This is a genomic window from Microbulbifer sp. MKSA007, assembly GCA_032615215.1.
Taxonomy (GTDB): Bacteria; Pseudomonadota; Gammaproteobacteria; order Pseudomonadales; family Cellvibrionaceae; genus Microbulbifer.
On the sequence record CP128433.1, the window covers coordinates 19965 to 45566 of the forward strand.

Genomic DNA, 25602 nt, shown 5'->3' on the forward strand with positions numbered 1-25602 from the left:
CACTGGTGCCATGTTAGCACCGGTAGCAAGCATTGATCGTCAGTGCGAATTATTCGCCTTTGGACTCTTCAGCGGTTGACGCATCTACGTCAGAGGTAGTGAGCGGCAGCGCTTCACCAGGTAACCTGCGGTATACCAGATCCCAAACACCGTGCCCCAGTCTCTGCCCTCGACGCTCAAACTTGGTCTCTGGGCGCCATTCTGGCCGGGTGACATAATCACCCTCACTAGCGGTATTTTCTAGCAGGTTTTCACCCTGCAATACTTCCAGCATATGCTCGGCATAATTCTCCCAATCTGTCGCCATATGCATAAGACCGCCGGTTTTTAACTTGCTGCAAATCAGGCGAACAAATTCCGGCTGCACTATCCGGCGCTTGTGGTGCTTCTTCTTGTGCCAGGGGTCAGGGAAGTACAGCTGGAAACGATCCAGGCTCCCATCGGCAATACAATCGTTTAGGACATCGACCGCATCGGCCATGTAAACACGCAGGTTTTTGATACCTGCCTTGCCGGCATTATTGATCAACCGGCCAACCCCCGGCGGGTGTACTTCAATACCAATAAAATCCTTATCTGGCTCGGCTTCAGCCATGGCCAGCAGGGAGTCACCCATACCGAAACCGATCTCTAACGCCAGTGGCGCCTCGCGGCCAAAGACCTGTTGGCGATCCAGAGGTCCATCAAATAGGGAGAGTCCATACTGCCCCCAATAATTGTCAAAGGCATTGCGCTGCCCCTCTGTCATTCGCCCCGCGCGAATCACATAGCTGCGGATAGATTTCTTCTTAAATTCTGTGCGGTAGGGAAAATCTTCCGCAGATTCGTCTTGCATTGTTCGCGACCTCTTATGCGAAACGGTTTATATCTTGATGTTTTATTCGGGCTCGGTATCTGAGTGTAAGCCCTGAAAAGCTGGCTACTTAGAGAAATTAAATGCGGCAAAAAACAGGACTACCCAACCGGCAATCATCATCAGCCCACCGAGAGGGGTGATTGGACCTAACCATCGGGGGCCTCCCAGTACCAGGGCATAGAGACTGCCGGAGAAGAAGATAATACCGAAAGTAAAAAGAGCACCGCTCAGGGTCAGCGATAAACGGTTTCCCCAGTTTTGCATGAGTAGTACCACACCAAACAGCGCCAGGGCGTGGATCATCTGGTACTGGACTCCGGTTTTATAGGCCTCTAGCAGGTTCTCTGCCACTTTACCGCGCAGGCCGTGAGCCCCAAACGCCCCCAGAGCCACACCACTGGCGCCAAAGAGTGCGCACAGCAGCAGATAGAGTTTGGCCATTACCTTCCCTTTTTGTTTTACCCAGTGGTGACAGGTATGCCTGTAACAGGCGGGACAAAAAAACCGCGCTACTGCGCGGTTTTCTACCCGTGTACCAGAACGCCGATTTAGGCTTCCATAGCAGCACGCACTTTCTTCATGGCATTTTTTTCCAGCTGGCGAATTCGCTCAGCGGAAACACCATACTTATCAGCCAACTCATGCAATGTGGATTTCTCCTCACTGAGCCAGCGGGCCTGAATAATATCGCGGCTGCGATCATCCAGTTGTGCCATGGCACTGGCGAGGCTGGTCAAGTTGGTTTCCTGCCAGTTATCCCGCTCAAGCTGGGCGGCCGGATCAAAACTGCGGTCTTCCAGATAGTGAGCCGGAGCCTGCCAGGCGGTATCGTCATCGTCATCGACACCCGCATCAAAAGCCGCATCGTGTGCAGCCAGGCGGCCTTCCATTTCATGGACCTGGGTGACATCCACATTCAGGTCTTTGGCGACGGCCTTAGCTTCTGCATTGGTCAACCAGGCGAGTTTTTTCTTCTGACCGCGCAGGTTGAAGAATAATTTGCGCTGCGCCTTGGTGGTGGCAATTTTAACAATACGCCAGTTGCGCAGAATAAATTCGTGGATTTCAGCTTTAATCCAATGTACCGCAAAGGATACCAGGCGCACTCCCTTTTCGGGATTGAAGCGTTTGACGGCCTTCATCAAACCGACATTACCTTCCTGAATCAGGTCGGCTTCATTGAGCCCGTAGCCGGAATAAGATTTGGCGATATGCACTACAAAGCGCAGGTGTGACATGACCAGCTGGCGTGCAGCATCGAGATTTTCGCGGTAATAGAGGTCTTCTGCCAGGTGCTTTTCCTGTTCAGCGGTCAGTACGTCAAAACCACTGACGGTCTGGATATAAGCTCCCAGGTTGGCGCCCGGAGACAGCGTATGCACTGGCTGTAGGCTGGTTCCCATTCAGGTCTCTCCTGTCATTATTAGTCGGCCGATATTACCGGCCGCTGCCGGCGGATACTGTATCCGGCGACAAGCTGGACTCAGTGTAGCACTTGCACGGGCAGATAAGAAAGCCCGCCAACAACTACCGTATTCTGTTGTATTTCGCGGAATTAGAGGGGCTTTTTACGCCTCAGGTTCCCTTTGCCAGAACACTTTACCCTTCTTGATCAGACTCACCGGTCAGCGGGGTTCTATCTTGCGAGTGTGTCGCGCTACCGCAAGCCAAGCCCCTAATAGGCCCAGCGAGGAGGCCCCCAAAGTTAATTGAAAGAAGTAACTGGCGCCCGGCCCTCTCAGTTCGAAGCTGCTGCCATAACTTGATGACAGACTCTCAACTGGCCCAGACAACATAGCCACACCACCTGTAAGCAACAGCCACGCCAACAACCCGCCAAATAGCCCATAACAAATGCCACTGTAAAGGAACGGCCGTCGCACAAACGCATTAGTGCCGCCAACGAGCTTTACTACCAGGATCTCCTCCCGACGACTTTCGATATGCAGTCGTATGGTATTGATCACCACCAATACCACTCCCAGCGCCAATAACAGGGCTAGACCTGCGGAGAGACGCTGTCCCAGTTCGGTGATCTGGGCGAGGCGCTGGACCCAGGCAAGATCCAAGACCACTGAATCCGTCAGTGCCTGGGCTCTCAGATTCTCCACCAAAGCCTGTAGTTTATCGCCGTCCTTCGCATCCCTTGGCCGCAGCAACAGCACTGCCGGCAGGGGGTTGGCATCCAGGCCAACCAATACATCCCCAAGCCCCGAGGCCTGTTCAAACTCTGCCAGGGCATCTTCCGGGGAGACATAAGTTACCTCCGCGATAGCGGGGTCACTGCGCAATTTGTCGGCCAGGGAATTAACCGCAGCCTGTCTCGCATCTTTGTGCAGAAAAACAGAAATTTGTGGCTGCCCATCCCAACCAGCCACCGCGCGCTGGAAATTCAACAGGCCCAATTGCAATGCCGCCGGCAGGGCCAGGGCAATAGCAATCACCAACGCCGTCATTGCACTGGCCATCGGTGCGCTAAAAAATCGACTGACAGAGTCGGCGGCCATCTCACGGTGATGCCCCAACCAGCTATTCCATCGATCGCCCAACCCTGTTTGTGCAACAACAGCGCCGGTGCTGCGCACACGTTTGTCTGCGGCAGGGTTGGCCTGCCGTTGCGCTTTAGCTTGGGTGTACTTCACGGCTCGGAACTCCGTCGTATATCAGTTGGCCAGCCTGTAGGGTCAATACCCGTCGGCGCATCCGTGCAATCAGTTCCAAGTCGTGGCTCGCCACCAGCACCGTAACTCCCACTGCGTTAAAGTCGGCGAATAACTGCATGATTTCCTGCGAGAGTGTTGGGTCCAGGTTGCCGGTGGGCTCATCGGCAACCAATATCGCGGGCTTGTTAACGACTGCGCGGGCAATCCCAACCCGCTGCTGCTCACCACCAGACAACATAATGGGATTTTGCTTTTCCTTGTGCAGCAAGCCGACCTTATCCAGGGCTGCGCGAACCCGACGCCCCACCTCGCGCTTATTGCAACCAGCAACAGACAAGGGCAGGGCAATATTGTCAAAAACGCTGCGGTCAAATAGCAGCTGGTGATTCTGGAAGACAATACCCAGATTGCGGCGGTAGTAGGGGATCTGGCCATTGCGCAGGCGGTTGAGATTCTGTCCGGCGACAAGAATACTGCCCTTAGTAGGGCGCTCAATCGCGGTCAGGAGTCTCAGTAAAGTACTTTTACCCGCACCGGAGTGACCGGTGAGAAATACCATATCGCCACGGGGGATTTCCAGGCTGACTCGCACCAGGGCATCCTGCCCCGATACGTAACGCTTGTTCACATTATCGAAAGTGATCACGGCTTCTGTTGTTCTTGTTATTTCCTAGGCGAATTATCAGGCCTTATCGCGGCCAAACAGGGCGGATACGAACTCACGAGCGCGGAATGGCTGTAGATCTTCCGCCTGCTCACCCACACCGATAAAACGCACCGGGATACCGAAACGACGAGCCAGGGCAAAGATAACGCCGCCTTTGGCAGTACCATCCAATTTGGTCAGCACCAAGCCAGTAACGCCGGCCGCCTCACGGAACTGAGAGGCCTGGTTAATCGCATTTTGGCCAGTGCCAGCATCCAGTACCAACAGCACCTCGTGGGGCGCACTGGGGTCCAATTTGCCCATCACCCGGCGCACCTTGGACAACTCCTCCATCAAGTTGGATTTGGTGTGCAGGCGCCCGGCGGTATCGGCAATTACCACATCGACGCCGCGCGCCTGGGCAGACTGAACCGCATCGAAAATAACTGACGCACTGTCAGCACCGGTATGCTGCGCTACAACCGGTACATCGTGGCGCTGCCCCCAAACCTGCAGCTGCTCAACTGCTGCGGCACGGAATGTATCACCGGCAGCCAACATCACCGACTTGCCTTCACCGAGAAAGCGGTGGGCCAGCTTGCCGATTGTTGTGGTTTTACCCACACCGTTTACGCCCACTACCAGAATGACGTAAGGCTTCTTGCTGATATCGATTTCCAGGGGAGCATCAACACTATCGAGTAAGTCAGCCAGCTCCTGCTGCAGTGCCTTGTAAAGTGCATCGCCATCGGCCAATTCCCGACGGGATACCCGTTCGGTCAGGCGCTCGACGATCTCGCTGGTAGCCTCAACTCCTACATCTGCCATTAACAGCTGTGTTTCAAGTTCTTCCAGCAGATCTTCATCGATTTCCTTGGCCCCGAGGAACAGGTTTCCCATCCCCTCGACAAACTGGTTGCTGGTGCGGCTGAGGCCGCGACGAATACGCGCAAAGAAACCCTCTTTCTTTTTGGCTTCCGGTTTCGGCTGCTCTTTGGCTCTGGGTTTTGGAGCTGGCTCGGGCTGAATCGGGGCTGGCTTTTCGGCTTCCTCTTTTACAGGCTCTGCTGCTACAGCCACCTGGGGGGCTTCGACAACGGCCTCCGGCTCGCCCGCCGCATCAGCATGCTGCGCCCAGCCGGCACTTTCCTCTTGGGGGACAGAAGCTGGGGCAGTGGGTTCATCGATAGGGGCCTTTGCCTCCTCCAGAGCGGAGGTTTCTCCCTGGGCAGACGACTTTTCCTCTATGTCTGAGGGCATTTTGTCCAGCGCCGAGGGCTCTTTATCTAGAGCTGAAGGCTCTTTCTCTAGCGCTGAAGGCTCTGGGCTCTGCGCCGATGATTCCTCTTCAGACGCAGCAGTGACCTCCGCCTGGGATTGCTGGGGCTCACTTTGTTCGGGCTTGCGCTTCTTCTTTTTGCGCAGGAAGTCAAAAATCATTCGTATGTCCGGATGTACCGCTTGCAGAAAGACGCTAATCTTAGCATCGCTAAGCCCCCAGTAGAGAGTTACCTTGGCCAGAAGTTCATCCCGAAAGCAAAGCCCGCAAAACCTTTCACAGTTACGCATCATTGGCGGACAGTGGCGCGGGCGAAAATTACAGTTTGCCCCAGTGGAGGGCTTGAGACCTACCGGCGACCGACTGCGGGAGGTTCTGTTTAACTGGCTGCAGTTCTACCTGCCCGACGCCCGCTGCCTGGACCTCTTTGCCGGTTCAGGAGCCCTGGGTCTGGAGGCGCTATCCCGAGGCGCCGGTTCGGTAGATTTTGTCGAGCTGAATACTCGCGCTGCGCGAACCCTGGCGGAACAGTTAAAACAGTTAAACGCCCGGGAAGCCAAAGTCCATAACTGTAGTGCAGAAGAGTTCCTCGGAAGTAATGGAAGTAAATACGACCTCGTATTTATCGATCCCCCTTTTGCTGACAATCTTTGGCAGGCAACTCTAGGCGCCCTGTCCGGCCATCTTTCGCAGGATGCATTAATCTATGTGGAAACACCGCGAGACACAGTGGTTGCATCCGTACCTGGCTGGGAACAGGAAAAAGAAAAACGTGCAGGACAGGTGTGTATGCGCTTGTTTCGCCGCGCCGGCCCATCGGTTTAGGGAAGAATAAAAAGATTCGGTTTTGACCTTAGCCGTAAATTGTTTACCATTCGCATCCCATTCGGCCCGCATTTAAGCCCTGGCGTATGAAAAAAGTCGTCTATCCCGGAACCTTCGATCCCATCACCAATGGTCACTTGGACTTGGTGGAGCGCGCATGCCGCTTGTTTGACCACGTTATCGTGGCTGTGGCTGCCAGCAACCGCAAAAACCCCTGTTCACCTTAGAGGAGCGGGTAGAACTTTCACAAAAAGTTCTCGGCCACCTGCCCAATGTCGAAGTCATTGGATTCGATATCCTGCTCGCCGACCTGGTGCGCCAGGTAGATGCTTATGGCGTACTGCGCGGTCTGCGCGCGGTGTCCGACTTTGAATACGAGTTCCAATTGGCCAATATGAACCGCCAGTTAGCGCCCAATATGGAAAGCCTGTTCCTGACACCGGCAGAACATTTGTCCTACATTTCATCCTCTTTAGTGCGTGAAATTGCCTCCCTGGGCGGCGATGTCACCAAGTTTGTTCCGGCTGCTGTACAAAGCGCGCTGGAAGAGAAATTTCGTTAAGCCGGAATCTGGCTATTTCTGATACACTCGAGCGGATTTATCCACAATCTGCGGAGTGTTACGTGCGCAACCTTCTCGCCGCCTTTGCACTGGTTCTGAGTCCCGCTTTCGCTTTTGCCGATGAACCACAACCGGAGTTTGATACCGGTCGCACAGCCGTTAAGTCCTCAACGGCCAACTTCTATATGGCAGTCACTGCCAACCCCCATGCCAGCCGGGCTGCCGAGCAGATTCTCGCCCTGGGCGGCAGCGCTGTGGATGCCGCCATTGCCGCTCAGATGGTATTGGGATTGGTAGAACCACAATCCTCCGGGATTGGTGGCGGAGCATTTATGCTCAGCTATGACGCTGCGGCAAAGAAGCTCAAGTACTACGACGGGCGCGAGACAGCCCCCTCTCAGGTAGACGAAAATTACTTTATCCGCGACAACAAGCCGCGTTCATTTTTTGAGTCTGTAATCGGCGGCTACTCGGTCGGCGTTCCCGGTGTTGTGCGAATGCTGGAAATGGCTCACGAGCGCGATGGCAAGTTACCCTGGGAGCAGTTATTTCAGCCGGCCATACACCTGGCCAAATCCGGCTTTCAGATCTCACCGCGCCTTCACCAGCTGTTACTGCGCATGCCGAAGGTGGCTGCTCGACCGGCAATTGCCAGCTACTTCTTCAACAGTGATGGCAAACCTCTGCCCGTGGGTCACAACTTGAAGAACCCAGCTTACGCGGAAACCCTGGAGGCAATTGCCCAGGGCGGTGCGGATGCCTTTTATCACGGCGACATTGCCAAGGCTATCGTAAAAGCTGTGCGCTATGACAGTGCCAACCCAGGGCTCCTGAGTCTCGAAGATATGGTTAGCTACCGGGCCAAGGAGCGCCAGCCCCTGTGTTCGGAGTTTCTCGAATATCGTGTGTGTGGTGCCGATGCCCCATCGTCCGGAGGTACCACGGTAGGCGGTATTCTGGGCATGCTGCAACAGTTCCCACTGGAGCGCTTCGAGCCTGGCAGTGATCTGCTCACCCACTTATTTATCGAAGCTTCGGAACTGGCATTTGCCGATCGCAACACCTACTCCGGTGATTCCGACTTTGTCCAAGTACCCAGTAAATCGCTGGTGTCCAGGGATTATTTGGCTCGCCGCGCGCAGTTAATCGACCCGGACTCCGCCACAGCTGCGACTCCGGGTACCCCAGCCGAACTCGGGGTGAAGCGGGTGATGGCCCAATCGCCAGAGCTGCCCAACACCAGTCATTTAGTGATTGTCGACCGCTACGGTAATGGCGTCAGTATGACGACCAGTATTGAAACCGGCTTCGGGTCGCGCCTGATGGTAAAGGGCTTCCTGCTCAACAACCAGCTCACCGATTTTTCCTTCACTCCAAAAAACAGTAGTGGGGAGCGGGTGGCCAACCGCATTCAAGCGCGCAAGAGACCACGCTCTTCCATGTCCCCCACCATCGTTTTCAACAAAGATGGCAGCATGCGCCTTCTGGTGGGTTCCCCCGGCGGCTCACGAATTATTGACTACACCGCGCGCACCATTCTCTACCATCTGGGCTTGAATATGCCGATTGCCGAAGCGATTTCTGCGGGAAATATCGGCGCTATTGGTAAGAGAGTCGAATTGGAGCCCGGCTTTTTCAGCCCCGATACTATCGAGAAACTCGAAGCCCGTGGACACGAGGTTGTCGAAAGGGGCCTCAACAGTGGTATCCATGCCATCGCTTTGCAAAATAACAAGCTGTACGGTGGAGCCGACCCCCGCCGCGAGGGCAGCGCAGTGGGCCGCTAAATGGCCCACCCTCGTGGTGATTAGCCTGCCCACTCACGCTCCCAAGCAAAAACCATTGATCCCCCGCCAACCCTGCCATTAACCGAGTCCACCTTAGTCCATACTTCTTTTTGCTTAATCGAGTAAGAGAGCTTGGCAAGTGAAAAAACCAAAAACCGAGTTGGGGGGACTCAGACTCCTACACAACCCGATAACCAACAAAGGCACAGCCTTTACTGCAGCAGAACGACAAAAATTTGGTCTCACAGGCTTAATTCCAGATGCGGTTGAAACCATAGAAACCCAAGTAGAACGGGTAATGATGCAGTTGAGTCACAAGCATTCAGACATTGATCGCTTTGTTTACCTCACTGGGCTATTGGACACCAATGAAACGCTTTTCTACCGCGTGGTTATGTCCGACCCAGAGCGCTTTTTACCTATTATTTATGACCCTACCATCGGTGAAGCTTGCGTTAAATTTAGCCATATCATACGCCGGGTTAGGGGCGTTTACCTTTGCACTAACCACCGGGGCAAAGTCGCCGAATACCTGCACCATTGGCCGGATCAGGAAATCCGTTTTATCTGCGTAACTAACGGTGGACGAATTCTAGGACTGGGCGATATCGGAGCCAATGGCATGGCCATTCCCATTGGAAAATTACAGCTATATACCGTGGCGGCAGCTATACCACCAGAACATTTACTGCCGCTCTTTTTAGATGCGGGGACGAATAACGAGGCTATTCTCAGTGACCCCTTATATATCGGCTTACGAGAAAAACGTCCCACCAGTGAAGTCCTATATCCCTTTGTCGATGAGTTTGTTGCTGCTGTTCAGGAGCAATATCCCAACTGTTGTTTGCACTTCGAGGACTGGACTGGCAGTGATGCTGTACACCTGCTGAAACGCTACCGGGACAAAGCTTGCTGTTATAACGATGATATTCAGGGAACCGCCGGAATAGTTCTCGCAGGCATGCTCAATGCACTGAAAATCAAAGGTAGTACGCTAAAAAATGAGCGAATATTTTTTGCCGGAGCAGGGTCGGCAGGCATAGGTATAGCTGACTTACTCGTCAGTAAAATGATCGAGGATGGGCTAAATGAAAAAGATGCCCGAGCTAGAATTATTATGTTTGACCAAAATGGCCTATTGGTTAAAGGTCGGACAGATTTATATGATTTTCAGCAACCCTATGCGCATGATTTACCCCCTACCAATGACCTGTTTACCGCTGTAAATACACATAAGCCAACTACTCTTATCGGCGTCAGTACTGTTGGGCAGCTATTTACGCGGCAAGTAGTAGAGACTATGGCAAAACTTAATCAAAAACCAATAATTTTTGCCTTATCCAATCCAACCGAGCACGCTGAATGTACAGCGGAGCAAGCTTATCAGTGGTCTCAAGGCACAGCTATTTACGCTGCTGGAGTTCAGTTTCCAAATTACAACTTTAATGGGAAAAATTATTTACCTGGACAGGCAAATAATTTCTACATCTTCCCTGCAGTTGCTCTTGCAATCTATGCGACCAAAGCAAAAAGAATCCCAGATGAGCTATTTATAGAGGCGGCTATTGGTGTTGCAGAACAGGTCGCAAACGAACTTCTTGATCAAGGCTGCTTATTTCCACCACAAGCGGACATACTTAAAGTGTCATTGCACACTGCTGTCAGGGTAAGTGAAAAAATATTCAAGCTTGGTCTGGCCGAAATACAAGAGCCCAAGAATCTATATAAATTCATTGAAGAGTTAAGCTATAAAGCAGAATATAGGACATTCACATAAGCTTCATATTTTACTCTAAAGTGCAACCACCAATTTATTAATGGATTTTTTAGTATACCTGCCTACCTTTATAGTAGGTATTTAACACTCTAACTTTATCAATTTCAGCTGATTTTATTTTCAATAAATTTCCATCCAGAACGATAAAATCAGCCCACTTTCCCACCTCTAAGCTTCCTACTTCATTCTCCAGATGAATAGCATAAGCCCCCCTAATTGTGAGCAACCTTATCATAAGGTCAACTGGAACCTTATGCTTAGCTCCTGTGTGTATAATGGAAATCGGATCTCGTATCACATTTAGGCTATTCATCTGCCCTTCTAGCTTCCCATCACCTGCAAAAAATAAAATTTTACCCCCCATATAAGAACCTGTGCCTTCTGTTAATTTATCGACATTAAAGGTTGGCAACTTACCCTCATAAACAATTGCTGCCGCATTATTTTTCTCCAACAAATCAACCAGTAAGAATTCTGGAATATTTGATACGATATTACGGACCCCCTGAAACTCCGCATTAATTAACTTTTCAACTTGGCCCCTTAATATGCCACTTTCATAACTCCCTTCAGGAAGGCTAAAATGCACCTGAAACTTATATAAATTTGCCTGATGAAAAAGATCGACAAGCCATGCAGAAGTATCTTTTACACTTTCTCCCAGCTCGTCTTGAATTAGATAATTATAATTTGAAATAGAGTCTGGAATTACGAAACTAATAGCAATCACTTTAAAATCATCTGAAGAAATTTTATCCGCATAATTCCTAAGGGATATAAATCGATCAGAAGGCATGTTCATAGGAACCGTTAAAAACGCTCTAATACGAACATCACGATTTTCCAAAGAATTTGATTTTTTAAATTTTTCAGCTTTATTTTCACTTTCAAAAAAAGGAATATGAAATGAATGTAAAGTCGTGACCCCCATGGAAAGGGCTACATCCTTTAGCTCACTGAGATTATGAAACTCTTTGCTCACCTTGTCTTCAGGAATTAGACTACTAAAAACACTTACTGCTCCCCTACCTTGAAATAGGCCAATAGGAATTCCATCATCACTTCTTTTAATAAAATTCTCAGTCGAACTATTGGTGCTCATATCTATTCCAGCCGCCGCTATAGCTTCAGAATTAGTCCACACATATGAGTGATCCGCTGAGAACATAATAATTGGTACTAGATCATTAATCTGATCAAGCATTGCTTTATGGGGCTCGTCGTCACCAAATACTTCCATTTTCCAGCCACGGCCGACGACAATTTGGGCCTCAGGATTATTGAGAATGTAATCTTGAATCTTATTTTGATAGGCTTCAACTGATTGAAACAGAGACAAATCCAGACCGCTATAATCGGTATTGTTTGAAATTGACTGGATGAAACCGGGAAGTACTAACCTTCCTTTCAAATCATTAACCTGAGTGTGAACTCCGACATACCTATTCACTCCATTTTCATTCCCCAAATAGACTATGCGCCCATCGCGAATTGCCATTGCCGAGGCAATACTACGGGCCGGGTCGACGGTATAGATATACGCATTCCTTAAAACGTGCTGGGCGGGTTCAACACTGGCGGCCGGCAAGGGGATTCAGCTCGTTCACAAGCAATTAACAATAGTGAAATGAGCAGGCAGGCCAGACGCATAGGGACTCCTCACAGTTTTCCGTAATTCCCCGGGACTCGGGTCTTATCAGGAAAAGTGTAGAAAGCTCGGACACATTTGTGTGCCTAACCTCGAGACCACAACCAGTGATACCCAAATGACCCACTGGTGCAGGGACCCAGACCGCACTCGAGGAGAACCGCGACTAAATTGGCCAACACGACAGTGAAGAAAGAGATGGCAATGCACTTTTCAATCAAAGTTAACTCTCTAGTGGCAAAACTTCGTCGCTTAAAGCCAAACATTAATGCAACGCCACAGTAGATCAGTAAGACAAAGAAAATCAGTGCAGACCAAGTGTATAAATGCAAGCCCAAGACTGGGCTGCCAAACCCTGGATCGCCAGGGGTGATATGCAGCAATACCTGCCTTACAGCAGCAGCCAGACCGGCTAGACACGAAAGAATAACAACGCCGTAATGCCCTGCACGAATACTAAAGCGCAGGTTCAACATCAATCCCATGCCAATCATGGCAAAGGCAACACGTTGTAAGAGACAGAGAGGGCAGGGGTGTTGGTGGGATGCCAACTCCATGATCAAGGCAATCCATAGGATTATGCTTACCGCTAACAGCGCCAAGCTATCCAGCCTTCTGACCATAAACACCATCATGGGCACGGCCCCTAGAAAGACAGCGACAGTGCTCGCGTCATATGATATCCACACCACGTAATGAAGATCAGCAAGGTCAACAACCACCAGCCCATTGCAGAGCGGCGACGACCATTCCAAACGGCCCAAATCGACAGGGTGACCGTAAGAAAAGGCAATATCATGACCACTAAGCAGCTCCTTATCGACAATACGATGATATTAGTATTGTCTAAAGCTGCCAGAAGGATGCGATTTAACGTTGGCAGCTAGAGCAGAAAAAGGTATTTCTCTGGCCCAAAACCATATCTTTGACTGCTCGGCCGCAAGAGGGACAGGACTCACCCGCACGGCCATAAACATTTAGCTGTTGGGCGAAATAGCCAGGTTTTCCATCACCGCCAATAAAGTCCCGCAAGGTAGTCCCACCTTGGGCGATTGCCTGACTGAGAACCTGCTTTATGGACTCAGCCAAGCGCTGGTGTCGGGCTTTGGAAATAGAACCGGCCTGTCGATCTGGGCGAATGCCCGCCAGAAAAAGAGATTCACTGGCGTAAATATTACCCACCCCCACAACGATACGGCCATCCATGATGAAGGTTTTGACCGATTGCTTACGTTTGCGCGAGGTTTCAAACAGATACTCACCACTAAATTCTTCCGAGAGAGGCTCTGGGCCCAGATGGCTGAGTAAGTCGTGGGCCAGTGGGTCCGCCACTGTCCACAGTAGGGCACCAAAGCGGCGCGGGTCGCGGTAACGCAGTGTGAGACCACTATCCAGGCGCCAGTCGATATGATCATGCTTTTCCGGTGCCTGTGCAGCCTCGACCATACGCAGGCTGCCAGACATTCCCAGGTGCCAAATAGCGCAGCCCTTGTCAGTATGTACCAGTAGGTATTTAGCCCGACGCTCCAGTTTCAGTATCCGGGCATTGCGGACACGGCGCTCAAAGTCTGCTTCCACGGGCCAGCGCAACTGATGCTGGCGCACTTTTGCGGAGCGAATTTTATGCCCCTCCAGGTGAGGTTGCAGGCCTCTGAGAGTGGTTTCTACTTCTGGGAGCTCTGGCATCGTCTGGAGTTACCCTGTGTAAACTGGCTGCTCAATTTCCAATACGCACAAAAAAGCCCGGTTAAAACCGGGCTTTCTGTACAGTAGCGGTAGGCAATTACTTAATTTTGCCTTCCTTGTACATTACATGCTTGCGTACAACGGGATCGTACTTTTTGATCTCCATTTTCTCAGGCATGTTGCGCTTGTTTTTGGTAGTGGTGTAGAAGTGGCCAGTACCGGCGCTGGAATTCAGACGAATCTTCTCACGCATTGCTCTATCTCCAATCTATTAGCTGGGCTACAGCCGTTACACTTTTTCGCCGCGGGCGCGCAGCTCAGTCAGGACAGCGTCGATACCTTTCTTATCGATAACGCGCATGCCTTTCGCGGAAACACGCAGCTTCACAAAACGCTTCTCGGATTCAACCCAGAAACGGTGGCTGTGCAGGTTCGGCACGAAGCGACGCTTGGTGCGGTTCTTAGCGTGGGATACATTGTTTCCGGTGACCGGACGCTTACCGGTTACCTGACATACCTTGGACATCTGTTGGCCTCTTCAAAACGCTTGTGCCCGCATGGCGCCAATCCTGAAGAGGAAAAGGTAGTGCGGGAACATAAAAATCGGGATTCTAATCCGGTTCCTGGATGGCGGCGGAACCTGTGCAGAATCTGGCCCGGCCGCAAAGAGCGGCGTTTTATACCAAAAGAGCCCGTAGGGAGCAAGTTTTGTACAACATTTCAACGCCGGGAACGACACCTTTACATCAATCCCTGCTCTGCAAAGGATAGCGCCTTGCCCTCACCGACGATCAAATGGTCCAGAACCTTGATATCCACCAGCTCTAGTGCCTGGGTCAACCGCTCGGTAATCCAGATATCTGCCTGGCTGGGCTCACTGACACCAGAAGGGTGGTTGTGCGCCAAAATAACCGCCGCAGCCCCCTTCAACAGCGCTTGCTGTACTACTTCGCGCGGGTAGACATTCGCTGCATTCAGAGTCCCCTCGAACAGCTCCTCAAAAGCGATCACCCGGTGTTGATTATCCAGGTAGAGGCAGCAGAACACTTCCCTGCGCCGGTGCCTGAGCTGGATTGCCAGGTAATCCCTGACCGCCCCGGGACTGCACAGTGCGCTGCCGTGCTGTATCGTCTCCGCCAAGTGCCGCTTGGCCATTTCCAGCGCCGCTTGCAACTGAGCAAACTTGGCGTCGCCGAGCCCTCGCGCGCGGCAAAAGTCATCTCGCTCGGCCTCTAATAGGGGGCGCAAGCCACCAAAGTCATTGAGTAGTCCCCTGGCCAGATCCACTGCTGAGAGGCCAGGTAGCCCCACGCGCAGAAAAATTGCCAACAACTCTGCATCCGACAGGGCTTCAGCCCCTCTCTCCAACAGCTTTTCCCGAGGCCTCTCACCTGCCGGCCAGTCCTTTATTTTCATTTGTAGCCCAGTTAGTCAGTGTCTTATCTATCGCACATCTACTGAACACCTTTTCCATGCTGCCCTTGTGAGGCGCTACTGCAGTCTTATAAGAAACGACACAGAAATGCTAATCTTACCGGCTCGCACCAAATCGGAAACAGCATTTATGTCCTCTCTGGCCGACAAACGCATACTTTTAGGTATCAGCGGTGGAATTGCCGCCTATAAGAGTGCCGACCTGGTTCGCCGGCTCAAAGAGCGCGGTGCCGATGTCCGAGTGGTAATGAGCGCCGGAGCACAGGAGTTTGTGCAGCCACTGACCTTTCAGGCGCTATCCGGTAATCCGGTGCATACAGACTTGCTGGATCCCTCGGCAGAAGCCGCCATGGGTCATATCGAACTGGCGAAATGGGCTGACCTTATCCTGATTGCTCCAGCCAGTGCCCAGGTAATGGCAAAGTTGGCTGCCGGTATGGCTGATGACCTCCTAACTACCCTTTGTTTGGCCAGCGAAGCCCCCCTGGCCCTGGCACCAGCCATGAACCAGGCCATGTGGCGCCACGCAGCTACCTCAGCCAATGCTCAGACCCTAAAGGAGCGCGGAGTCATATTCTGGGGCCCGGGCGCTGGTAGCCAGGCCTGTGGCGACGTGGGCCCCGGCCGTATGTTGGAACCAGAAAACCTGGCGGAACACACTGAGTCCCTGTTTCGCACAAGCCACTCACTGCAGGACCGCAAAGTAGTAATCACTGCCGGCCCTACCAGGGAAGCCATCGACCCGGTGAGATTCCTCAGCAACCACAGCTCTGGAAAAATGGGCTTCGCCCTGGCCGCAGCGGCGCAGAGTGCCGGTGCCGAAGTGACGTTGATTGCCGGCCCCGTAAATTTGGATACGCCGCCAAAGGTCAATCGTATCGATGTTATCAGCGCCCAGGATATGTATGAGGCCGCCAAAAGTGCCGCCGATCACTGCGATATCTTTATCAGTGCAGCAGCCGTTGCTGATTTCCGTCCGGCCCAAGTCGCTGAGCAGAAAATCAAAAAGAAAGACGGGCAAGATGATGATGCAATTGCCCTCATCAAAAATCCCGATATTGTTGCAGCCATAGCCACGCGTACTGAGCTGCGGCCGTTCACTATCGGGTTCGCCGCAGAGACAGAACAGGTTCTCGCCCACGCCCAGAGCAAGCTGCAGCGGAAAAACCTCGATATGATCATTGCCAACGATGTGAGCCAACCGGACTCGGGATTTAACAGCGATCACAACGCTGTCACTGTGATAGATGCGGATGGTCAGAGCCGACTGGCTCCCGCATTGAAGACCGACCTAGCCCGACAACTCATTGAACTCATCGCCTCCAAGGCTCAGTGACAAAATTTACGCTCAAATCAGGGATATCTGTGGGCTCCAACAACAAAAAGAAACCAGGCGGTACCATGCAGAAAGGGTTATTTTTACCGTTATTATTAGTAGTTGTCGCTTGGCTGGGCGGTGCCTATCTGTTAATCCAGTATCTTGTAATACCCCACAATTACTCGCAGATTGAGCTAGCCGCCAAGCAAAAAACTGCCGAACTAGCTGAAGTCGTGCAGTCTTACGTCGCAGACTATTCGAAGCGCCTGCAGGCCCTTGGATCAAGGAAGCTCCCTGCAGCAACACTGATTGAATCTACCAAATTACCTGAGCAGGTATCCCTCCAGGCCTTTTCTTCCGAACAGGTTCGAGTGGGCTCAGGGCAAAATCCCTCCCTGAACTTTGCCTTGGTCGATCTGTTAAAGCGCAGTCAGGAAACACCTGAGCAACCGATGGAAGTACTGCGTACAGGTGTGGAAAATAGCTGGCAACTTCATAGTGTTATCAACCTGGAAAATGAACAACTACTGGCTACCCAACCCTTTTCCGTGCTGGAAAACATTTTAAAAAGTCTGGGCGGTGGTCATGGACAAGTTCAGTTAATGCAGAAGTTTCCCGATGCCCACCGACAAACTCTGTGGCGCGCAGGCACAGGAAAAGGCCACAACACTATAGAGCAACTTGAGGACAGCTATTTAAGCCTCCACTTCAGTCCCTCCGAAACCTTTGTCGAACAGCACAGTCTGCCCACATCCTGGATTTATATCGGAGCCGGCATTGGAATATTGGTGAGCCTATTCGCCCTACTGAAGTTCCTACCTCGCGATTCGAGAGCCCCATGGGAAAGAAGTAAGGATGCTAGTGGCAGCGAGCTTAATAAGGCGCACCCACAAGCCTCTGATGGAGGAACTACACAGGCTCCCAATACAGATTTTCTGCCGCAGAGCTTGGCCTCAGCACCCAGTATCTCGGACTCTGATTCAGAGAACTCAGAGTCCGAAGAAAAAGAAAATAGTTCAAAGGACTTGCCAGAAAGTGACGATGACAAGCCCGAGCTGCCTCTGACCTCTGAGTATCCCCAGCATGTTTTCCGCGCCTACGATATCCGTGGAATCGCCGGGCAGGAAATCAACGAACCTTTTGCCTATCAACTAGGCAGAGCGCTCGGCACCCTGGCACAGCACGCTGGAGAACATCTCTTACTAGTTGGCCGAGATGGACGCAATAGCAGTGAGACACTTAGCCAGTGCCTGATTGAGGGAATTCTAGATAGTGGCTGCAACTCTATTAATCTCGGCCTGATTCCATCACCACTTCTCTATTACGCTTGTGCGAAAGGAAAAAATACCAGTAGTGGGGTCATTGTTACCGCAAGCCACAACCCTGCGGAATACAACGGCTTTAAGATCGTACTGAAAGGTCGCGCCCTGGCGGAAGACAAACTGCAGGGGCTCTACCAGTTGATGAAAAAAGGCCCATTCAAAAGTGGGGAAGGCGCCAATCGGGAGCAAGAAATCACCGATAAATATATCGATGAAGTTTTCAATAATGTCGCCCTCGCCGGGCAACCGCACTTGGTTATCGATGCTGGCAATGGCGCCACCTCTAACCTGGCTCCCCGCCTCTTTGAGCAGCTCGGCTGTGCTGTAACACCGATCTATTGTGAGGTGGATGGCAACTTCCCCAATCACGCACCGGACCCCTCCAGACCAGAAAACCTCGAAGCCTTGACTGAAAAGGTTCTGGCTACAGGAGCAGATCTGGGCGTGGCCCTGGATGGTGATGGTGATCGTGTTACCCTGATTTCAAGCAGCGGCCGTATCGCTTGGGCAGACCAACTGGTTATGTTGCTGGCAAGGGATATCCTTGCGCGCAATCCAGGAGAAAATATTGTCTTCGACGTTAAGAGCAGTCGCAGTTTATCCCAGCTAATCAGCCAGTATGGGGGCCGCCCCATTATGTGGAAGACCGGACACTCGCCCATGAAAGCCAAGATGTTGGAGACCAAAGCCATTTTGGGCGGCGAGCTTTCTGGACATATCTTTATTAAGGACCGCTGGTTTGGTTTCGACGATGGTATCTACGCTGCTGCGCGGGTACTAGAAATTATGGCACTACGCGAACAAAGTCTTGATGAACTCCTCGACACCTTGCCGAAAATGCACAGCACCCCTGAGATCCTGCTACCAGTAGAGGAAACTGAGAAGTTTTCACTGATAGACCAGCTGCGCGATAAGGGGAATTTTGGCAATGCCGATATCAATACTATCGACGGCCTGCGCATAGAGTTTCCCGATGGCTGGGGGCTTGTACGTGCCTCCAATACCACTAGCGCACTAACCCTGCGCTTTGAGGCTGAAAATGAACAGGCCCTGGAGCGCATCCGTACTGAGGTGATGGGACAGCTCAGAAAGATTGCTCCCGCAATTACTGTACCCGACTGGCAGCTGCTCGATTAAGATAAAACGGCGGAATAGACTGCGCCGCCATCGGGCCACTGCCCCTATTGCTTAGAAAACAATCCACCACATTTGCTTTAAATCGTTGGCGACTCAAGTCAGGCCCCCAAACCTGATTGCCTGTCGCCCTGTGTAAGGAACTGCCCATGTCCCTAGATCTAAACTCTGCGCTGAAAAGTGCCCAGGTCCTCAATGAAGCACTGCCCTATATCCAGCGCTTTACAGGCAAAACTATTGTGGTCAAGTTCGGTGGCAACGCCATGGTGGATGAGCAACTACAAAACAGTTTCGCGCGAGACATTATCCTGATGAAGCTGGTAGGTATGAACCCAGTGGTAGTGCACGGTGGCGGACCTCAAATCGGGCAGCTGCTAAATAAGCTCAGTATTGAGTCCCGCTTCGTAGACGGAATGAGAGTCACCGATAGCGAAACCATGGATGTTGTGGAGATGGTGTTAGGGGGTACCGTCAACAAACAGATCGTCAATTTGATTAACAAAAATGGGGGCCGCGCGGTAGGTATCACCGGTAAAGACGGATTACTGGTTAAAGCGCGAAAGTTGACCCGAAAAAATGAGAGCGCGGGACTACATGCCTCTGAAATCATTGATATTGGCCAGGTTGGGGAAGTCGAGAAAGTTAATATTGATGTGATCAATATGCTGGTCCACAGTGACTTTATCCCGGTTATCGCGCCCATTGGAGTCGACGGCAATGGGGTTTCTTACAATATTAATGCCGATCTCGTCGCTGGGAAAATCGCCGAAGAATTGAAAGCAGAAAAACTGATGTTGCTCACCAATGTCGCCGGCCTGCAGGATAAGGAGGGAGAGGTTCTCACCGGACTGACTACCAATGAAGTAGAGGGCTTAATTCAGGATGGCACCATCTATGGCGGCATGCTGCCAAAAATCACCTGCGCTCTGGACGCTGTTCAGGATGGGGTAAATTCCGCTCACATCATCGACGGCCGTGTGCCCCACGCCATATTGCTCGAAATATTTACAGATCGAGGCGTGGGTACCCTGATTACCAACATCGAAGCGCAAACTGTGGACCACTAGCCCCTTGGCAATTGAAGACAGCCCGGCGAATCGGTAGGATTCCGCCGCCGTCAAAATAAGACGACAAGAGCAAAACTAAATTCCGCCCCCAAGCGGACCAAAGGCAGTCAATGAGCAGCGAAAAAATCAATCGGCGTCAACAAATCCTGGAAGCTCTAGCACATATGCTGGAAGTCAGTCCCGGCGCACGTATTACAACAGCAGCACTGGCCAAGGAAGTTGGTTTCTCTGAAGCCGCGCTATATCGTCACTTCCCCAGTAAATCCAAGATGTTTGAAGGGCTGATCGAATTTATTGAGGAGACCATTTTCAGCCGTATCGCAATGATCCTGCAGGAGGAGCCCTCGGCTCTCAATCGCTGCCAGAAAATTCTGCAGCTCCTGCTAGCTTTCTGTGAGCGCAACCCAGGAATCACTCGCCTACTCACAGGCGACGCGCTTACCGGTGAAACTGAAAGGCTACATGGACGAATCCTGCAGTTGTTTGATCGACTGGAAACTCAAATTAGACAGATCTTGCGCGAAGCCGAGTTGCGCGAACACCTGCGCCCGACTCTTCCTCTCGGTGGTGCTGCCAACCTGCTTTTGGCGAGCGCGGAGGGGCGTATCGTCCAATACGTGCGCAGCGGTTTTAAGCGTAAGCCTACAGAGTACTGGGCAGAACAGTGGCCCGTATTAACGGCTGGTTTCTTCCGTGAGACAGTGGCTGCAGCCAGATAACCATTTCCTCATGAGGGCTGTTTAGCGGTAGCCCTCCGAAATTATTCAGGCATTGAGAAATTAGCTAGCTCTCAGCATTAAGTTCGGTATAGCGGGCTACCGCCTTATCAAAATCAACCCCTATGGTATCCGCTTCAGCCGCACGCCGGCTGAGGCGCTCCTCAAGCACTTCCATTTCTTTTTGTAGATCTGCAATTCTCTGCAACAATTCGGGAGCCACCTCACGGCCGCCCCGCTGCGTGCGCGCAGCAGAGGCTTCTTCCTGGGCAATTTGCCGGCGTAGACTGCTGATATTTGACCGCATGATAGCCATATCCTGCTCTACGACAGCCAACTTGCGCGACCGAGCACTCTCAATATCCGCAATACTGTTATAGCGCTTGAGCAACTTACGATCCGCCTCACGCTGGGCCTCCAACTTAAGCTGGGCCTGGTACTCTTCAGGACTGAGCTGCGGTGCGATTACTTCAACTACACGACCGGTAAGAGTGAGAATCTCATATCCATTTGGAACAAATTCCGGTGGAATAGCATCGTTGATCACCAGGACTCCCTGGTGATCAGTGTATCGATACAAAACCCGGCTATTGTTACCATAAGCCTCTACAGCCAACATCAAAAGGGTGCTGACCAATAGAGGTACTAAAGGGGCGATTCGCATCGCTCTTCTCTCTGAATTAACCGGCCCACAGCTAGGGGGGCAATATTTATTGACCCGCGACACCGTAGCGCTGCCGGTAGTCCACAATTTTCTGCAGAGTATCGCTATCATTCGACTCCTGCTCGAGAAAGCTGATCACATCGTCTAACTGCACGATGCCGACCACAGGAATATTGTACTGTCTCTCAACTTGCTGAATAGCGGAGAATTCACAATCTTCACTAGCCTTTTCCTGGCGGTTGAGACCAATCACAACTCCCGCTGCTTCTGCGCCATGAGATTCGATAATTTGCATCACTTCGCGTACGGCTGTGCCCGCAGTAATAACATCATCGATAATCAAAACCTTGCCATTAAGCGGCGCACCCACTAAGGTTCCGCCTTCACCGTGATCCTTGGCTTCTTTTCGGTTGTAACAGAAAGGCTTATCGATCCCCTTTTGGGCTAGAGCCACAGCAGTCACCGCACCCAGCGGGATACCTTTGTAGGCCGGTCCAAAAATGACATCGAACTCCACTCCCGAAGCGATTATCGCCTCGGCATAGGCCTGCCCCAGCGCTGCCAGTGCAGCACCGGTGTGGAAACGGCCGGCATTGAAAAAGTAGGGGCTTTGACGGCCCGACTTCAATGTGAAGTCGCCGAAACACAAAACCTGATGATCCAGGGCAAGTTGGATAAAATCGCGCTGATATTGCTGCATGGAAAATTGTTAACTATTGGCTAAGGTGAAGGGAGACCTCCCCGTAGCATTCCCGGGGGTAGGCATGCATATAATGTTTCTAATGATACACAGTCCGCTGGTAAGGGGCTAATAATGCGAATAGTAAGCTTGTCGGTAGACGGCGTTCATCAGGCCGCCCAACGCGGTCTCTACGATTGGTTGGCGGAGCAGGACGCAGATATTATCTGCCTTCAGGATCTGCGCTCTCTCGAGCCTGAATTGGACCACCCAATATTTCACCCCGACGGTTATTACAGTTACTTTTTCGACTCGGGAACCCCCACGAAAATGGTGTGGCTATCTACACCCGCAGCCAGCCCAAAGCCATCATATTCGGCATGGGCTTCGCCAATGGTGAAGATATGTACGGCCGCTATCTACAGGCGGATTTCGAGCGACTGAGCGTTGGCTCTCTGCTCGCGCCAGTCGCCTCCGATGAGACGTCGTTAGAGAAAAAAGTCCAATTCTTTGAGGACATGCAGGCGCACTTGCTAAAAATAAGCCGCAAACGCCGCGACTTTATTTTCTGTGGTAACTGGGGCATGGCTCACCGTCGTGCAGACGTACAGAATTGGCAGGATCATCAGGATTCTCCCGGCTTTATGCGTCACGAACAGCGCTGGCTGGACCAACTGTTTAATGATGTTGGCTATGTCGATGCTTTTCGCCGTGTAGTAAAAGATACCGACGAATTTAGCTGGTGGCCCAGCGGTACTGTCGGAGAAGGAGATGGCTGGCGTACTGATATGCAGATCGTCTCTCACGGTCTGAAAAATCGCATTGAGTACGGTGCAATCAATAAGAATGTGAAATTCTCCAGCCACTTGCCGGTCATCATGGACTACGAAATCGAAGTCTGAATCACACGGAGTTCCGGCCCCTTCCCTATTGAGAGAGGGCCGGATACAAACCAAGGGGCGGCAGCTTTACTCGTCCAGCGCCCGCTTTTGCAAAGCGATCAATTCATCGATACCCGCCTTGCCCAACCCCAGCATCTGCGCAAACTGCTTTTCAGTAAATGGCTCACCCTCTGCAGTGCCTTGAACCTCGATCATGCCGCCATCTTCGGCCATCACCAAATTCATATCGGTATCCGCTGAACTGTCTTCCGGGTAATCCAGGTCCAGTAGCGGCTCCCCCTCATAAATTCCCACTGATACCGCTGCTACCATATTCTTGAGCGGATCATCGGCAATGATTTTTTCTCTCTGCATATGACGTAGGGCATCAACCAACGCCACACAGGCACCTGTGATTGCTGCGGTCCGGGTACCGCCATCGGCCTGGATAACATCGCAATCGACGGTGATTTGATTCTCACCCAGCTTCTCCAGGTCTACCGCTGCCCGCAGTGAGCGCCCGATCAAGCGCTGAATTTCCACGGTGCGCCCACTCTGCTTGCCCTTGGCCGCTTCCCTGGGCATACGAGAGCCTGTGGAGCGTGGCAGCATGCCGTACTCTGCAGTAATCCAACCGCTGCCCTGGCCGCGTAAAAACCTTGGGACTTCACTGGATAGAGAGGCATTACACAAAACCTTGGTATCACCAAACTCCACCAACACAGACCCCTCCGCATGACGGGTATAGTTGCGGGTAATTTTTACCGGGCGCAATTGCGCAGGGGCGCGGCCACTGGGACGCTGCATAGTCCACCTCAAATATTGAATGAAAGCCCCGCATTATATACCCCAGCATGGCGATCCAAACGCTGTGTTATTATGCCGGGCCGATTAATACGCCTGTAGGGGATCAGCTATGGCCAGTCAACGGGAACAGAACAAAGTGCGCAGCATGACAGCCTTTGGACGCGCCGAGGCCAATTACGCAAACGGCACTGCTATCTGGGAACTGCGCTCGGTCAACCATCGCTACCTGGAACCACATTTCCGTTTGCCCGAAGCGGCTCGCGCCATGGAAACACAACTGCGTGATACGCTGCGCAAGACGCTGTCCCGCGGCAAAATTGAACTGACCCTGAGCCTGAAGACCAATAGCGCCGAAGATACTGGGCTGGAAATCAATCAACCCCTCGCCCAGGCGCTGATTCAAGCAGCAAAACAGGTAGCGGGTGGCGAGGATGTTCAACCACTCAATCCCTTGCAAATTCTCCAGTGGCCCGGTGTTATCAGTGAACCTGAAGCAGATACCGATAAACAGACGGCAACGATATTAGAGGCTTTTCGCGAGGCACTGGGACAGCTGCGCGCAAACCGTGAACGCGAAGGCGCTGAGCTAGCCAAGTTTATTGAGGCCCGACTCAAGGGAATCGAAGAGCAGGTAGCCAATGTTCGAGAACTGCTTCCCCAGATTCTTGAAGCACAGCGAGACAAGCTGCGCAGCCGCCTGGAAGAGTTGCAGGTGGAGCTGGACAAGGACCGGCTCGAGCAGGAGATCGTCCTGTTGGCCCAGAAGGCTGATGTGGATGAAGAGCTCGACCGCCTCAGTGCGCACACTTCTGAAACACGTCGGGTTTTAGCCGGCGGTGGATCAATCGGCCGGCGGCTGGATTTCCTGATGCAGGAGTTTAATCGCGAAGCCAACACCCTCTCCTCAAAGTCTGTGGTTACCGACACAACCCAAGCTGCGGTAGAGCTCAAAGTATTGATCGAGCAGATGCGCGAGCAAGTACAAAACATCGAGTAATCCTCTGGGGCATTCTCACCGAGACTGCGGATGCCCCTCTACCACCAGACAGGGGGATTTGTGATAGCTCACCTTTTAAGGAATATTTATGCGACAAAACCTGAAGTGGGTCGGCGCTATTTTTTTAGTGCTTGCTGCAATTGAAATTATTAATATTCTTAGCGGCCGATCGCTTAATTACTTTGGTATTGTTCCCCGCTCAATCAACCACCTCCCCCATATCTTTTCTGCACCATTACTGCATGGAAATAGCTGGCATTTCTTCTCGAACATATTCACTCTGTGCATCTTCAGTTTCTTAGTGCTGCAGTACGGGGTAAAAACTTACCTTAAAGTGACCCTGTTCATTGTGATCACCACCGGACTGGCCGTTTGGCTTTTTGCTGGCAGGGGCAATCATTTGGGAGCTAGCTCAGTTATCTATGGCTATTTCGGCTTTTTGCTTCTTGCGGGATTTATCAGTAGGAAATTTAGCCGTTTATTAATATCTATTGTGGTAGCCGTCCTTTATGGAGGGCTTATTTTCGGTGTCTTGCCACGGGGTGGTTTTATCTCCTGGGAGTCCCACCTATTTGGATTTATCTTTGGGTTGCTGGCTGCAAAGCTGTGGGCCAAAGTTCCCAGTTATAGCAAGGCCAGATAAACACAAGTCCTAACACCAACCTTTCAACCTCAAACCCCAGTAGTAGCCAGCAAAGGTTTTCATTACTGGGGTACCCTCAGGAAACAGGCCCCAAAGCCAAGCTACGTAAATGCTACGTACACGTCACTAAGAAGCGTTTAGCGATTCATCTTTTCTACGCACGATAATTCTTTTATCTGAAAATATTCGCTTATTAACCAATTTCCCCCTG

Annotated in this window: 25 protein-coding genes and 2 pseudogenes; 11 read left to right on the plus strand and 16 right to left on the minus strand. The window is 51.8% G+C overall.

Annotated elements, in window-relative coordinates:
• Positions 1 to 49: 49 nt before the first annotated feature.
• The 6 genes from trmB to ftsY form a co-directional block, all read right to left on the minus strand.
• A complete protein-coding gene (gene trmB / locus QT397_02650; protein WNZ56285.1) occupies positions 50 to 835 on the minus strand; it encodes a tRNA (guanosine(46)-N7)-methyltransferase TrmB in 786 nt (261 codons plus the stop codon).
• 84 nt (positions 836 to 919) lie between these two features.
• Complete coding sequence (locus tag QT397_02655; protein WNZ56286.1) at positions 920 to 1297, minus strand: DUF423 domain-containing protein; 378 nt, start codon at positions 1295 to 1297, stop codon at positions 920 to 922.
• Positions 1298 to 1404: 107 nt separating this feature from the next.
• Complete coding sequence (gene rpoH, locus QT397_02660) at positions 1405 to 2259, minus strand: RNA polymerase sigma factor RpoH (protein ID WNZ56287.1); 855 nt, start codon at positions 2257 to 2259, stop codon at positions 1405 to 1407.
• A 222-nt stretch (positions 2260 to 2481) separates the two neighbouring features.
• Positions 2482 to 3498, minus strand: a complete 1017-nt coding sequence (ftsX, locus tag QT397_02665) for a permease-like cell division protein FtsX (protein WNZ56288.1) — start codon at positions 3496 to 3498, stop codon at positions 2482 to 2484.
• Positions 3479 to 4165 (minus strand): cell division ATP-binding protein FtsE, encoded by a 687-nt coding sequence (gene ftsE / locus QT397_02670; GenBank protein WNZ56289.1) that lies wholly within the window; start codon positions 4163 to 4165, stop codon positions 3479 to 3481. Before ftsE ends, ftsX begins: the two co-directional genes overlap by 20 nt.
• A gap of 36 nt (positions 4166 to 4201) precedes the next feature.
• Positions 4202 to 5194 carry a signal recognition particle-docking protein FtsY gene (gene ftsY, locus QT397_02675; protein ID WNZ58605.1) on the minus strand — a complete coding sequence of 331 codons (993 nt, stop codon included), beginning with the start codon at positions 5192 to 5194 and terminating at the stop codon, positions 4202 to 4204.
• A gap of 484 nt (positions 5195 to 5678) precedes the next feature.
• Between ftsY and rsmD the strand changes: the two genes are divergently transcribed.
• The 4 genes and pseudogenes from rsmD to QT397_02695 all read left to right on the plus strand — a co-directional run bounded on the left by rsmD (position 5679) and on the right by QT397_02695 (position 10395).
• Complete coding sequence (gene rsmD, locus QT397_02680) at positions 5679 to 6269, plus strand: 16S rRNA (guanine(966)-N(2))-methyltransferase RsmD (protein ID WNZ56290.1); 591 nt, start codon at positions 5679 to 5681, stop codon at positions 6267 to 6269.
• 86 nt (positions 6270 to 6355) lie between these two features.
• Positions 6356 to 6831 (plus strand): annotated as a pseudogene (gene coaD, locus QT397_02685) (pantetheine-phosphate adenylyltransferase).
• 62 nt (positions 6832 to 6893) lie between these two features.
• Positions 6894 to 8618: a gamma-glutamyltransferase gene (gene ggt, locus QT397_02690; protein WNZ56291.1), complete on the plus strand. Its 1725-nt coding sequence runs from the start codon at positions 6894 to 6896 to the stop codon at positions 8616 to 8618.
• Between the two features lie 139 nt (positions 8619 to 8757).
• On the plus strand, positions 8758 to 10395 hold the full coding sequence (locus QT397_02695) for an NAD-dependent malic enzyme (GenBank protein ID WNZ56292.1): 1638 nt from the start codon (positions 8758 to 8760) through the stop codon (positions 10393 to 10395).
• Positions 10396 to 10444: 49 nt separating this feature from the next.
• Here the strand turns inward: QT397_02695 and QT397_02700 are convergent, their stop codons facing one another.
• From QT397_02700 to radC, 7 genes are all read right to left on the minus strand, one after another.
• Positions 10445 to 11983, minus strand: a complete 1539-nt coding sequence (locus tag QT397_02700) for an amidohydrolase family protein (GenBank protein WNZ56293.1) — start codon at positions 11981 to 11983, stop codon at positions 10445 to 10447.
• Positions 11984 to 12129: 146 nt separating this feature from the next.
• The gene (locus QT397_02705) at positions 12130 to 12678 is read right to left on the minus strand and encodes a disulfide bond formation protein B (GenBank protein WNZ56294.1); all 549 of its coding nucleotides are present in this window, start codon (positions 12676 to 12678) and stop codon (positions 12130 to 12132) included.
• 11 nt (positions 12679 to 12689) lie between these two features.
• Positions 12690 to 12842, minus strand: coding sequence for a DUF5993 family protein (locus QT397_02710; protein ID WNZ58606.1), 153 nt, complete (start codon positions 12840 to 12842; stop codon positions 12690 to 12692).
• 71 nt (positions 12843 to 12913) lie between these two features.
• Entirely contained in the window at positions 12914 to 13729 is an 816-nt protein-coding gene (gene mutM, locus QT397_02715; GenBank protein ID WNZ56295.1) for a bifunctional DNA-formamidopyrimidine glycosylase/DNA-(apurinic or apyrimidinic site) lyase, read from the minus strand.
• Positions 13730 to 13826: 97 nt separating this feature from the next.
• Complete coding sequence (gene rpmG, locus QT397_02720; GenBank protein WNZ56296.1) at positions 13827 to 13982, minus strand: 50S ribosomal protein L33; 156 nt, start codon at positions 13980 to 13982, stop codon at positions 13827 to 13829.
• Between the two features lie 36 nt (positions 13983 to 14018).
• Complete coding sequence (rpmB, locus tag QT397_02725; GenBank protein WNZ56297.1) at positions 14019 to 14255, minus strand: 50S ribosomal protein L28; 237 nt, start codon at positions 14253 to 14255, stop codon at positions 14019 to 14021.
• A 215-nt stretch (positions 14256 to 14470) separates the two neighbouring features.
• On the minus strand, positions 14471 to 15145 hold the full coding sequence (gene radC / locus QT397_02730) for a DNA repair protein RadC (GenBank protein WNZ56298.1): 675 nt from the start codon (positions 15143 to 15145) through the stop codon (positions 14471 to 14473).
• Positions 15146 to 15293: 148 nt separating this feature from the next.
• On the opposite strand from radC, the gene coaBC reads away from it, so the two are divergent.
• The 4 genes from coaBC (at position 15294) to slmA (ending at position 20723) form a co-directional block, all read left to right on the plus strand.
• On the plus strand, positions 15294 to 16499 hold the full coding sequence (gene coaBC, locus QT397_02735) for a bifunctional phosphopantothenoylcysteine decarboxylase/phosphopantothenate--cysteine ligase CoaBC (GenBank protein ID WNZ56299.1): 1206 nt from the start codon (positions 15294 to 15296) through the stop codon (positions 16497 to 16499).
• A gap of 65 nt (positions 16500 to 16564) precedes the next feature.
• Positions 16565 to 18940 carry a phosphomannomutase/phosphoglucomutase gene (locus tag QT397_02740; protein ID WNZ56300.1) on the plus strand — a complete coding sequence of 792 codons (2376 nt, stop codon included), beginning with the start codon at positions 16565 to 16567 and terminating at the stop codon, positions 18938 to 18940.
• A 146-nt stretch (positions 18941 to 19086) separates the two neighbouring features.
• A complete protein-coding gene (gene argB, locus QT397_02745; GenBank protein ID WNZ56301.1) occupies positions 19087 to 20004 on the plus strand; it encodes an acetylglutamate kinase in 918 nt (305 codons plus the stop codon).
• Positions 20005 to 20114: 110 nt separating this feature from the next.
• Positions 20115 to 20723 carry a nucleoid occlusion factor SlmA gene (gene slmA / locus QT397_02750; GenBank protein ID WNZ56302.1) on the plus strand — a complete coding sequence of 203 codons (609 nt, stop codon included), beginning with the start codon at positions 20115 to 20117 and terminating at the stop codon, positions 20721 to 20723.
• Positions 20724 to 20787: 64 nt separating this feature from the next.
• On the opposite strand, the gene QT397_02755 is transcribed toward slmA, so the two are convergent.
• Together QT397_02755 and pyrE are read right to left on the minus strand one after the other, a co-directional pair.
• Complete coding sequence (locus tag QT397_02755; GenBank protein WNZ56303.1) at positions 20788 to 21384, minus strand: hypothetical protein; 597 nt, start codon at positions 21382 to 21384, stop codon at positions 20788 to 20790.
• Between the two features lie 46 nt (positions 21385 to 21430).
• Complete coding sequence (gene pyrE / locus QT397_02760; GenBank protein ID WNZ56304.1) at positions 21431 to 22084, minus strand: orotate phosphoribosyltransferase; 654 nt, start codon at positions 22082 to 22084, stop codon at positions 21431 to 21433.
• Between the two features lie 114 nt (positions 22085 to 22198).
• Between pyrE and QT397_02765 the strand changes: the two are divergent.
• A pseudogene (locus QT397_02765) lies at positions 22199 to 22965 on the plus strand (exodeoxyribonuclease III).
• 66 nt (positions 22966 to 23031) lie between these two features.
• On the opposite strand, the gene rph reads toward QT397_02765, so the two are convergent.
• Positions 23032 to 23751, minus strand: coding sequence for a ribonuclease PH (gene rph / locus QT397_02770; protein WNZ56305.1), 720 nt, complete (start codon positions 23749 to 23751; stop codon positions 23032 to 23034).
• A 109-nt stretch (positions 23752 to 23860) separates the two neighbouring features.
• On the opposite strand from rph, the gene QT397_02775 reads away from it, so the two are divergent.
• Together QT397_02775 and QT397_02780 are read left to right on the plus strand one after the other, a co-directional pair.
• A complete protein-coding gene (locus QT397_02775) occupies positions 23861 to 24748 on the plus strand; it encodes a YicC/YloC family endoribonuclease (GenBank protein WNZ56306.1) in 888 nt (295 codons plus the stop codon).
• 88 nt (positions 24749 to 24836) lie between these two features.
• Complete coding sequence (locus QT397_02780; protein WNZ56307.1) at positions 24837 to 25391, plus strand: rhomboid family intramembrane serine protease; 555 nt, start codon at positions 24837 to 24839, stop codon at positions 25389 to 25391.
• The last annotated feature ends 211 nt before the right edge of the window (positions 25392 to 25602 follow it).